The organism is Microcoleus sp. AT3-A2 (assembly GCF_036705685.1).
In the GTDB taxonomy this organism is placed as follows: Bacteria; Cyanobacteriota; Cyanobacteriia; order Cyanobacteriales; family Microcoleaceae; genus Microcoleus.
The window spans coordinates 36432-48214 of record NZ_JAUBVF010000049.1 but is presented as its reverse complement, the minus strand read 5'-3'; the positions used below and the strand labels follow the sequence as shown (position 1 = coordinate 48214).

Annotated in this window: 13 protein-coding genes; 9 read left to right on the top strand and 4 right to left on the bottom strand. The window is 45.6% G+C overall.

Annotation, left to right across the window (positions count from 1 at the left end):
• Positions 1-95 precede the first annotated feature (95 nt).
• The 4 genes from QUB37_RS22310 to QUB37_RS22295 form a co-directional block, all read right to left on the bottom strand.
• Complete coding sequence (locus QUB37_RS22310) at positions 96-437, bottom strand: CU044_2847 family protein (protein WP_333166232.1); 342 nt, start codon at positions 435-437, stop codon at positions 96-98.
• 225 nt (positions 438-662) lie between these two features.
• Positions 663-1040 (bottom strand): hypothetical protein, encoded by a 378-nt coding sequence (locus QUB37_RS22305; RefSeq protein ID WP_333166230.1) that lies wholly within the window; start codon positions 1038-1040, stop codon positions 663-665.
• Entirely contained in the window at positions 1030-1242 is a 213-nt protein-coding gene (locus QUB37_RS22300; protein WP_333166228.1) for a hypothetical protein, read from the bottom strand. The genes QUB37_RS22305 and QUB37_RS22300 overlap by 11 nt, the downstream gene beginning before the upstream one ends.
• Complete coding sequence (locus QUB37_RS22295) at positions 1232-1441, bottom strand: ribbon-helix-helix domain-containing protein (protein ID WP_333142945.1); 210 nt, start codon at positions 1439-1441, stop codon at positions 1232-1234. Before QUB37_RS22295 ends, QUB37_RS22300 begins: the two co-directional genes overlap by 11 nt.
• Positions 1442-2186: 745 nt before the next feature.
• Here QUB37_RS22295 and QUB37_RS22290 point away from each other — a divergent pair.
• The 9 genes from QUB37_RS22290 (at position 2187) to QUB37_RS22250 (ending at position 11691) form a co-directional block, all read left to right on the top strand.
• Positions 2187-3536, top strand: coding sequence for a DUF4912 domain-containing protein (locus QUB37_RS22290; RefSeq protein WP_333166226.1), 1350 nt, complete (start codon positions 2187-2189; stop codon positions 3534-3536).
• A 696-nt stretch (positions 3537-4232) separates the two neighbouring features.
• The gene (locus QUB37_RS22285) at positions 4233-5549 is read left to right on the top strand and encodes an ABC transporter substrate-binding protein (protein WP_333166224.1); all 1317 of its coding nucleotides are present in this window, start codon (positions 4233-4235) and stop codon (positions 5547-5549) included.
• A gap of 312 nt (positions 5550-5861) precedes the next feature.
• A complete protein-coding gene (locus tag QUB37_RS22280; protein ID WP_333166221.1) occupies positions 5862-6770 on the top strand; it encodes a sugar ABC transporter permease in 909 nt (302 codons plus the stop codon).
• A 71-nt stretch (positions 6771-6841) separates the two neighbouring features.
• Positions 6842-7705, top strand: a complete 864-nt coding sequence (locus QUB37_RS22275; RefSeq protein WP_333166218.1) for a carbohydrate ABC transporter permease — start codon at positions 6842-6844, stop codon at positions 7703-7705.
• Between the two features lie 202 nt (positions 7706-7907).
• On the top strand, positions 7908-8990 hold the full coding sequence (locus QUB37_RS22270; RefSeq protein WP_333166215.1) for an ABC transporter ATP-binding protein: 1083 nt from the start codon (positions 7908-7910) through the stop codon (positions 8988-8990).
• Between the two features lie 333 nt (positions 8991-9323).
• Positions 9324-9671: a hypothetical protein gene (locus tag QUB37_RS22265; RefSeq protein ID WP_333166213.1), complete on the top strand. Its 348-nt coding sequence runs from the start codon at positions 9324-9326 to the stop codon at positions 9669-9671.
• 372 nt (positions 9672-10043) lie between these two features.
• A complete protein-coding gene (locus QUB37_RS22260; protein ID WP_333166210.1) occupies positions 10044-10481 on the top strand; it encodes a DUF3574 domain-containing protein in 438 nt (145 codons plus the stop codon).
• 99 nt (positions 10482-10580) lie between these two features.
• Positions 10581-10847: a hypothetical protein gene (locus tag QUB37_RS22255; protein WP_333166208.1), complete on the top strand. Its 267-nt coding sequence runs from the start codon at positions 10581-10583 to the stop codon at positions 10845-10847.
• A gap of 331 nt (positions 10848-11178) precedes the next feature.
• Entirely contained in the window at positions 11179-11691 is a 513-nt protein-coding gene (locus QUB37_RS22250; protein WP_333166206.1) for a hypothetical protein, read from the top strand.
• The last annotated feature ends 92 nt before the right edge of the window (positions 11692-11783 follow it).

Below are 11783 nucleotides of genomic sequence, written 5' to 3'. Positions count from 1 at the left end.
ACTAATTATAAAATGGAACCGAAAAATAAAAAATAAAGGTAACTTAGTTAATGCAGTTTAGATGTCGAACAGCTTAAATCCTGACAATAAATGCTTCAAGCGGTTGGGGCATTTTGTGTCTCCCGTTTCCACTTCAAGGTAATCTCATAGTTGACCTCTCCGCTCCCAGAAGCAATAATCGCCCCAAGTTCAGCACTGATTTTGACTCCAAATTTTACTTCTACTTCGTCAGCAGGCTGATTGAGAGCGCGCACATTGGCCATAATCACATCAGCTACTGGTTTGATTTTGTTCAGGGCTGACTCGAAAGTCTGTTGAGCCTTTTGAGCAACTTCATCTCGGATGCCGATGCGGCTATCGGTTACTGCTGCTGGTTTATCTACTTCCACAAGGATTGAGCCACCGCTTTCTAGGGGGAATTCAACTATCTGCTTCATCCGATACCTCTATCTAAGGTGAGTGGTTGTTTTATCTTCAAAGAATATTCTATCGCACTCAGCCGTAATTTTTCTGGAGTTTTTTCTCGCTGGTCGTTTGAAAACATACATATTCTGAACGATCGCCCTTACTCTCCCAAACTCATCAAAAAGTCCGTGAAACCCAGTTATCCCGTCGGAAATCGCCCCGATTCTAAAGCGATCGATAATTTTTAAATCGAGCGGTTATGCTGGAACGATCGCCTCTTGAAGATAGATAATATTTCCCTCGGAATTTAAGATATAAAACCATTCCCTCGGAATGATAGTTTGATTCAGTATTCTGAGATGATGGCTCAACTCTTCAATAGAGAAGGTTTCTACATAAGTAACAGTTTTTGTATCGCAGGGTTTGAGGCGATCGTTTTCTCCAATGTAGCGAGCCTCACCAACATAGCCTAAACTTGACAAAAGTTCTTCTACTTCGGGTTCGATGATGGGCATACTTAAGTCGTCATCTGGGTAATCGACAAAAACAGCAATTTTACCTGTTGCCGGAACTTCTAGTTCTGGAGAAGTCCAACCCTGTTTATAGTCCCAAACAATTGTACCTTTAGTCTTCATCTTCGCCTCCTGGGAAAATACACTGCCAAATGTTTTTCTGAAAGTGTTGAACGGCGAGTAACTTCCGTCCTTTTGCTTCTTCTAAGCAACGTTCAACTGCTTTTTTTCTGGTTCCTGCTACAACGGATTCGGTTTGAGGACTCCCCATACCCTGGATTTCATCTTCAGGATCTTCGAGATAGCCCCGTGGGTTAGTTGTCATTGTCCAAACCTTCCTGCTGCTGTTGACGCGAGCAAAGTGCTTGATCAATCAGCTTGGCGACTATCCAAGAAACCGATCGCTCTTCTGAGGCTGCCCACGCCTCTAAAGCGACTTTCTTTTCTTTGGGGATGTATACCGCTATCAACTCCCGCTTGCGTTTTCCACCCACGAGTTCTTTTTCTTTTAATTCTATAGACATTGTATCTTCTATCTTGGATTTTACTAGCTACTATATGCTATAGTAGCATATAGTATGAGCGCGCCAACAAAAATTTAATCCCTTGGCGACAGGAAGTGATGGAGAGGGAAGCATTGGGAGAATAGTTGGCTGGAAGTGCGATCGAATTCCTAAAGATATAGATATTGCATACGGATCGCCCCCACCCTCCAAACCCATCAAAAGCCCCCTATCCCCATTTGTCATCAAATCCTGACATCTGCTTCAACACCGATCCCCGTCAGCGCCGTTTTGTCAAGATTCCCTGACATATTGATCCCCAAAATCACGAAAATGCGTATAAGTACCCATAATTGAGGGAAAAGACCCCTTGACCCGATCGCAACTTGTCTGCAACATTAAGTCATGACAAAGCGATCCCAAAGAAATGCTTCGATTAAGCAGCCCTGGGAGTCGAATAGCGCGTGTGCTGCAAGCACAGCGTTGCTAGCAGCACCGATCGCACTCACAAAATCGATCTTGTCAATCAAGAATCGACAGATAAAGCTTTATTTAGATCGAACGGTGCGCGCAGAAGCCAATAAGTCCAAACCCCCGATCGCATGGGGACAAGACAAGCTAAAAACAAGCAAGGCTTCAAAGGTTGGAGAGATTTGGAAGCTCGATAATATGTAGATTTAAAAGAGTTTCTAACTCAAAAAATCAACACATTTGTGTTGCAAGAAAAAATCTAACCCGCCATCCTAAATTAGTGGAGAACAAACTCATGGCAAAAGAACGCCCACCATTAGAAGAGATGACTTTGCGACAACTCCGCAGAGTTGCTAGCGAATGTGGAGTCTCTCGCTACAGCCGGATGCGGAAATCGCAACTTCTGGCATCAATTCAAGAAATTCAACGCACCAAATTTTCCTACACCCCATCTCGCAAACTAGAGGCACAAGAAGCAGTGGAAGCAGCAAAGTTTGAACTCGGTCAAGAAGATAGAACAGGCGGTTCTTTGTCGTCTGTAGATGAAGGTTTAGCAGATTTGCCCAACGGCTACGGCGAAAGCCGGGTGGTTTTAATGCCCCGCGACCCTGAATGGGCCTACACTTACTGGGATATTCCCAACGATCGCAAAGAAGAATTGCGTCGCCAAGGAGGACAGCAACTCGCCCTGCGGATCTACGACGTTACAGATGTTAACCTCGACATTCAAAGCCCACACAGCATTCAAGAATATCCCTGCGACGAACTGGCGCGGGAATGGTACGTGCCAATCCCCGTGAGCGATCGGGATTATGCGATCGACATCGGCTACCGCTGTGCAGATGGCCGCTGGCTGGTATTAGCTCGATCGGCCCAAGTCCGCGTTCCTCCCGTCTATCCCAGCGACTGGATTGAAGATCAATTCATCACCCTCGATTGGGAAGAAGAGTTGCAAGGCAAAACCTTCGCCGAACTGGTTCCTCCGGCCAAGAAACTCGCACAAGCAGCCAATGGCGGTGGTTACAGCACCAGCAACGCCATCTACGAACAAATCTTCGGCATGGCAGAATCTGCTGAATCCCTGCGCGTAGCGGGTTCTGTCTTCGGTTCCATGCAGCACGTCGCCGGTTCCGTCCAGCAAGTCGGCATCCACGAACAAGCTCTAAGTTCCTACGTGTTCCCCTCCGGCGTCGGAATGTGGGCGGCTCCCACCATGTCCGGCCTCACCGCGTCGGGTGTCGGTATGTCCGGCCTCACCATGTCGGGTGTCGGTATGTCGGGTGTCGGTATGTCCGGCCTCACCATGTCCGGTTTCGGTATGTCCGGTGTCGGTATGTCGGGAGTTGGCTTCGCCGCCCCGATGCGCCCCCGCCAGTTCTGGTTAGTTGCTGATGCCGAACTGATCGTCTACGGGGCCACCGAGCCTGACGCTACCGTCTACGTAGGCGGACAGCCGATTAAACTCAATCCGGACGGCACTTTCCGCTTCCAGATGTCCTTCCAAGACGGCTTAATCGACTATCCGATTTTTGCAGTAGCAGCAGACGGCGAGCAAAACCGCGCCATCCACTTGAAATTCAACCGCGAAACCCCAGAACGGCGCACCAATACCAAGGAAGATGCTGTTGTGGAATGGTTGGGCTAATCGCTCGCGGTCGATCGAGCAACGGGCGATCATGCAGGTTTGTGCCAATTTTTTAACCATCACAAGGCATAGCCTCAACAGATCATGATTTGTTAAGGTTAATGCCAGACAACAACCCATAACACCCCCTATACACCGTTCTCCTGTTTTGAGGAGCGGTGTTTTTTGTATTTAGGACTTACTTAGAAACCGACGTTTTATAGCAGAATAGCTTGTGGAGCGGGCGAGCAAAAAAAGTTATACCCATTCTTAAAAGTAGGGATAAATATAGATGGGATGCCAGCATCTGTAGGCACTTAGACCAAGCCTAAGTCGGGCGCGGGACTCTCCGAATTTTAATAATTGGTATAAATTTGATGATGGTAGCAAGACTTTTTTAAATTGGTATAGCCGTTTTCAATTGAGTGAATTACAGATATCCGGCCCATGACACGACCTTGCCGTGCTCATACTTTATTGCATCGGATTGACAACTGCTAGCTTAGACACTTGTCTCAATATCTCTCTATAGATAGATGTCTACTTAACTCCCCTTCGACCTACTTAAATCAAAATTTGCATTCTGCACTCAAGCATTATTAAGTAAGCTAAAGTTTACTTAAACTTTTATTGCACAAACTCGGTAAATCCAGCGAAACAAAAGAAAGCGAGTTATGAGAGAAATAAGGCGATCGCACCGCCATTTCTCAAAAGCAAATGCAAAAAATAAACTCCCCGCAGCAACGAAGCCAGAAGCGTCCCCGTCTTTTAGCGTTATTCGCTGCCACATTAACCGCCGTCTTGCTTTTATTTATTCTGCCGGCACTGACTCAACAGCCAGTCGTGCTCACCATGTTAATGCAAGGCCAAGACATTGTTAACTGGAGACCCTTTGTCAAAGAATTTGAACAGAAAAACCCCGACATTCGCATCAACCTCATAGAAGGGCCTTTTGACACCAACCTCATAGAAAATCTTTACACATCTGCCTTTCTTTTAGGCGAATCGCCCTACGACATCATCAACATGGATATTGTCTGGGTTCCCAAATTTGCAGCCGCAGGTTGGGTAAGGGATTTGACAGACAAAATTCCCCCCGAACAACTTTCCAAATTCATCCAAGGTAACGTCGAAGGCGGGCGGTATCGGGGCAAACTTTACCGCATTCCCCACGCTTCCGATGCCGGAATGCTTTATTACCGCAAAGACATTTTAGAACAAGCGAAAATTCCAGCCCCGAAAACCTTTGAAGAGATGGTAAAAATCTCTCAAAACTTACAAAAACAGGGAAAAGCAACTTGGGGTTATCTGTGGCAAGGCAAACAATACGAGGGAGTCTCTGCGATGTTTGTCGAAGTGCTCTCCGGTTTCGGTGGCTTCTGGGCAAACCCGCAAACTTTTGAAGTTGGGTTAGATAAACCGGAGGCAATTAAAGCAGTGGAATTTCTCAAAAATACGATCGCCTCCGGCATTTCTCCTCCGGGTGTCACCACCTACGGCGAAGAAGAAACCCGGCTGTTGTTTCAAAACGGCAAAGCGCTATTTTTACGAAACTGGCCGTATGTTTGGAAGCTGGCAAATGCCGAAGGATCGAATGTTAGAGGCAAAATTGCGATCGAACCAATGCTCAGCAGTACGGGTGAAACAGGCGGTTCCTGCTTGGGCGGCTGGGGCTGGGGAATTGCCAAAACCTCAAAACATCCAGAACAAGCCTGGAAAGCAATTCAGTATCTTACCAGCGAGGAAACCCAGCGCAAATTTATTTTAGAAACTGGTTTAATTCCAAGTTACAAATCCCTATTTACCAACAAAGAAATAGTCGCCAAATATCCCCACTACCCGCAACTGCTAAAAGTAGTGGAACGCCCAGCGTTGCGCCCGCCCATAGCACAATACGCTCAAGCTTCTGATATTTTGCAGCGTTATTTGAGTTCAGCTTTTACCGGGAGAATGAGTGCAGAACAAGCCATGAAAGCAGCAGCTAGCGAAACTCGCAATTTATTAGGCAGTTTGAAACAACCCCAAGCTTTGTAAATTTGTGTTTCCGATTAAATAAGCTTAATAAAAACGATATTTTTCGGAACACAGGAATGGCAATCATTTTCAACTTGAGTTCAAAGTTAATATCAGTTTCCTGTCGGAAAATGAGCCACTCGATCCCCCCTAACCCCCCTTAATAAGGGGGGAACTGGAACTTTCAAAGTATCCCTTAATAAGGGGGGACTGAAATTTTCAAAGTATCCCTTAATAAGGGGGAAGAACTGGAACTTTCAAAGTCCCCCTTATTAAGGGGGATTTAGGGGGATCGAGACTCGGCTACAAGCGAGAAATACAAAGGTGAGAAATATGCAATTAGACAAGATGCGACAGCGCGAACAAAAAACTGGGTGGATATTAGTAGCACCAGCTTTGATAATTCTGATGCTAGTATTTGCCTACCCAATATTGCGCGCTTTTTGGCTGAGTTTATTCACCCAAAACCTCGGTACAGAATTAAAACTGGTTTTTTCTGGTTTTGCTAACTACAGTCGAATCTTAGGCGACGGGCGTTTCTGGCAAACTTTAGCCAACACCACAGTATTTACTGTCGCCTCTGTTGTGCTGGAATTAATTCTTGGTATGGGCATTGCCTTAGTCTTAAATCAATCCTTCACAGGGCGTGGCATCGTGCGGACAATTTCCTTGCTGCCTTGGGCGCTGCCGACGGCATTGATGGGAGTAGCTTGGGCGTGGATTTTTAACGACCAATACGGCGTTATTAACGACATTTTGAGGCGATTAGGATTGATTCAAAATAGCATTAGCTGGCTGGGCGATCCGACTTTGGCAATGATGGCTGTAATTACAGCAGATGTGTGGAAAACTACGCCCTTCGTCAGCTTGCTTTTGCTAGCGGGATTGCAATCAATTCCAGGTGATTTATACGAAGCCCACGCCATTGACGGCGCGAGTAGCTGGCAGAGTTTCCGCCAAGTTACGGTGCCCCTGCTGATGCCACAAATTGTGATTGCTGTGTTGTTTCGATTTGCCCAAGCTTTCGGCATTTTTGACTTGATTCAGGTGATGACGGGAGGGGGGCCGGCGGGGGCAACGGAGACGGTTTCTATCTACATTTACAGCACGGTAATGAGGTATTTAGACTTTGGGTATGGGGCGGCTTTGGTGGTGTGTACTTTTTTGATGTTAGTGGCAGCAGTTGCGATCGCCGCTTACCTGTTATCGAGAGCGCGCACCAATGCAGCAGGAGGAAACTAAGAGGATTTTAGATTTTAGGTTTGGGATTTGAGATAACCAACAGTTGCACTTTTATTTCATTGGTATAAATTATGTCGATCGCCCGCGAACAACCCACGAAAAAAGCCTTTAACATCCGGCAATTAATCTTGCCAATCTCGGCGATATTAATCGTCGCATATTTTCTCGCACCCATTATCTGGCAAGTGCTAACTTCTTTCAAAGTAAATGCGGATATTTCAGCGATTCCGAACGTCTACATTCCCAAACGAATTACTTTCGAGCATTACCTGTCCCTATTCCAGCGCCGCCCCTTTGCACTTTACATTTTAAATAGCGCTTTTGTTTCCATTACTTCAACATTGCTGTGTTTAGCAGTAGGCGCTCCCGCAGCTTACGCTTTAGCCCGGTTGCGGCTGTGGAGCGAGAAAATCATCCTGGCAACTGTGACGATTGTAACGCTGTTTCCGGCGGTGCTGCTATTTTTGGGACTGCTGGAAATTGTCAAAGCTTTGGATTTAGGCAATAATTATTTAGCATTAATTATCCCTTACACCGCGATCAATCTGCCGCTGACAATTTTGGTGATGCGGAGTTTCTTTCAACAGTTGCCAAAAGATTTGGAAGATGCGGCTAAAGTTGACGGATACAACACTTTTCAAATGCTGTGGCAAATCGTACTGCCGATGACATTTCCAGCCTTAGTCACAACTGGAATTTTAACATTTATTTCAGCTTGGAACGAGTTTATTTTTGCACTAACATTTATGACTCGCGAATCTTTAAAAACTATCCCCGTCGCCACGGCTCAACTCAGCGGGGCGTCAGTATTTGAGATTCCTTACGGGCCGATCGCCGCAGCTACCGTTTTGGGAACTTTGCCCTTGGTTTTGCTGGTTTTGGTGTTCCAGCGGCGCATTGTTCAGGGTTTAACAGCCGGGGCGGTAAAAGGATAAATCGATTTTAAATTTTAGATTTTAGATTTTAGATTGAACTGGTTCCTGGGCTCTGGCTGGGAACGAGTCAAACAACACAGTCAACAGTCAACAGTCAACAGTCAACAATCAACAGTCAACAGTCAACAATCAACAGTCAACAGTCAACAGTCAACAGTCAACAGTCAACAGTCAACAGTCAACAGTCAACACTTTAAAAATCATGGCAAAATTGCAACTCAAAAACCTCAATAAAACCTACAGCCCTAAAGTAGTTCCCGTAAAAGACATTAGTTTGGATGTCAGCGAAGGAGAATTTCTGACCTTGCTGGGGCCGTCGGGGTGTGGAAAATCTACGACGCTGCGGTTAATTGCAGGGTTGGAACAGCCAACTAGGGGCGAGATTAGAATTGGCGATCGCAATGTCACTTATCTCAGACCGGGCGATCGCGATATTGCAATGGTTTTTCAAAGTTACGCGCTGTATCCGCACATGACAGTATACGAGAATATGGCATCGAGCCTCAAACTTCGCAAAATCTCCTCCAGCGAAATCAACCGGTTAGTCACCGAAGTTGCAACATCCCTCGGATTGACCGAATTAATCGATCGCAAACCCGGAAAACTATCAGGCGGACAGCGGCAGCGAGTCGCCCTCGGCCGCGCATTAGTGCGCCAACCGGAAGTATTTTTGCTCGACGAACCTTTGAGCAATCTCGACGCATTATTACGGGAAAAAGTTAGGGCCGAACTCAAACAATTATTTTCCTCCCAAAAAGCTCCTGTAGTGTACGTCACTCACGACCAAACCGAAGCAATGACGCTTTCTACGAAAGTCGCAGTTCTCAACAGCGGCAACGTGCAGCAGCTAGATCCGCCACACTTAATTTATACTCGTCCGGCAAATCAGTTTGTAGCTGGTTTTGTGGGCAGCCCGCAAATGAATTTGCTCGTGCTTAAATGCCAGGGAAATTTTGCGATTTTGGGCGATTTTCGAGTTCGACTACCAGATATGCCGACTGTGCCGCCAGAAATTGTGTTAGGAATTCGCCCGGAACACGTCGGCTTTACAGATGTAGAGGCCGGCAATATGTCGGCCCCAGAGGCAATTAAAGGTGAGGTTTTTTTAGTGGAAAACTTGGGGATGCAAAATTTAGTTAGCGTCCGAGTTAAAGGTTTGGAGTCAGTAACGGTGCGGGCTTTGCTGCCAAATGACGGCCACTGGAACTCAGAAATTGTAGAGCTGGTTTTTCCGCCTCAGTTGCTGCACTGGTTTGACGTGAAAACGGGCGATCGCTTGCAATAAGAATTTGCCCTGCATACGATGCTTGATTAAAAATTGTCTAACCATGTGTATAAAAATATGTTTTTTGCTTCTAACTAAGTTATGACTTTAGTTAGAGGTATAACTATTTGGCGGCTGTTAACGTGATATTCATGTGTAAAAAAGCTAATTGGCTGACACATAGGTTGCGTGTTTACCAGATTTTATCGCTAACCTATAACTCTATTTAGGTGGTTAATCGCAAGTTAAAGCTAAGTTGGCTTTCCCTCGCATTAGCTGCTAATTTTGGAGCGAGTCAATTAGATGAAAAAATGTTGAAAATTATCACCAATCAACTTAGGGAGTATTACTGAGATGAATTTGATTTCCACAGCCATTGCTCGCATCAGTTCCCTGCTTAAGGGCTTTCAAATCAAGAGTTTTTTGAGTGTTGTCCTAGTCGGTTTTCTGGTGCTGACAACCACTGTTGATTCGGGACGCACTAACAAAGGTTTTGGCACGCAAGCAAGCTCAAACTCTGAGCTAAACAATTCTGAAAGACCCCAAACAACGCGGGAATGGAGGCAAGAAGCTCGCGAAACCTCAGACTCTCCCGGCGAACGAGCTCAGAAGATTGGCCAAGAGGCAGGAGCAGCCGTGAAAGAAATGGGGGAGATGTATCAAGACACTGCTAAGAGAAGTATCCGCGAATTAAAGGATTAGTAGCTTCACCTAAAAAATATAACACCGAGAAACCTGATTGCTTTCGGGGCGCAGCCAAGAGTGATCGCCCTTCCGGGTTTCTCAATACCTGAAAAGTTTGATGTTTAAATAGGTTGAGCTACTTAATACGACAGACGCAATCAAGTAGGCGAGCATAAATAAACTAGAACAGATGCTCAAAAACCCAGTTTCACCTGAGAAACTGGGTTTTTGAGTTGGAAATTTTTTATGTTAAATTAAATCAAATTCACGTTAAAAACCCGTTGCTCAGACTCGGTGCTTAAAACTGAGATATTGCAGTATTCTCAATCAGCATTTCAAGGGCACGCTAGAAACAACGGCCCACAATATAGAATTTTCCCGTAATTCCTGATGAATAAACATCTTAACAGTCTTTGCTTGACCTGCCCGCTGTTAATCCTGCCTGTTTGTCCGGCAACACTTGCCCGCGCTCAACTTCCCGAAACTTCGGAGACTAATGCCAAGCAAACAAATCTCCTAAAAGATGAACTGTTTTTTTGCTTAACAAAACCGGGAGGCGAGACAATTTCTGAATCCGAAGGGCAGGAGTTTGTTAAGGCAGTTATTAGCCCTCGCTTTCGGGAAGGGCTAACCGTATTAGACGGCTCCGGACAGTTTCTCAGCAACTCGGGAATCCTGATTACAGAAAAATCTAAAAGAGTTATTTTAATTTATGAAAGTAGTCCTGAAAAAAATCAAGCTATTCATGAAATTATCGAAACTTACAAGCGTACTTTCCTGCCAGAGTCAGTGCTGCGGGCAACCAGCGAAGTTAAGGTTTCTTTCTGATGTGGTCATCCAATCAGCGTATTTATGATATTATTCGTGGTAATCAAGGTCATATCCTCAAAGATAATTAGGGTGCGGGTGCAAGAAAAATCATAATTTGTGGGTATCGATCGCAGATTGCAAAAAATCGCTAGAAAAACCTGCCCAGGAGAAAACAAAAACATGATAAACGATGGCAACCAAAAAGCTGAAGCGCCTGAAACCGAAGATGCAAAAAATTTGTCCGCCATGGCGAAAGCTTTTCTTGTTAACGTGGCTTGGTCTTACGCAGAGTCATTGGAGCGCATGAAACGAGCTCGAAATCCACAGGAACCCGCGCCGGAATCTCCGAAAGAACAAGTCGAACCTGATCCTGAAAAAAATTAATAACAGACTATTAATGCGATCGATTTGCCAAACTATCTGGGGGTGCGATCGAACGCAATAGTCAATTAGCTGTTTTGAGTTAAGAACAATCTACTCAGAACAGCGAACTGTGCAGCTTAAGCCGAATTTGTATTGGATTTTACAATAAACAAAAACTGAAAGCCCCGTGACGCTTCAACAAGCTCAGGAAAAGCTTTAGTCGGGGGATGACAACTGCGTTGCAGGTTGGAACCGCAACCTATATCTATCCATCAAAGAGATTTAAACTAAACAAAGTACGGTTTTACCGCTACAGTGTACAAAACAAATAACCAATTTTTAGATCGGTCTCATGTCTAATTCAAAAATGATTGGTAAAGCGATCGCAGGTAGCCTTTGCTTGGGCATCCTCATTAGCTTCAACACCTCACTCGGCCTAGCATCCGCAGCAACACCAACAATTGCCCAAGAAACAGCAGCCCCTGCCGCTAGCACCCTCGACCAGCAACTTCTAGGCCAATGGCAAGGCACAGTCCCCTCCGGTCAGTCTTTCACCTTCGTCTTTGCCCCAGAAGGCAAATTGTTTCTCATGGCTAAAGGCCCCGACGGAGCCGCCCGCGCCAAAGAAATGAGGTACAAAGTTAATCTCGGTGAAAAGCCGATGCACATTGATGTCGGCCTCAGCAGCACAGAAACCGTTGAGACTGTTTTTGAGTTGACTCCCGAAGGTCAAATGCGCCTTCAGTTGCAAGGCACCAATCCCGGACAGGCCAGACCTAATTCCTTAAACGAGCAGGCAACTGTGTTTAAAAAGGTCTCCGAAGCCACTGCACTGCCTGCTGACACTCAAATCATTGGTTTTTAAGGAAAATTGCAGGCAGAAGGCACTTATCGCAATTGTCAATTGAGTGAGCTACTGATTGGGATTTTCGATTTTCGATTGCGGAATTGGTAAGA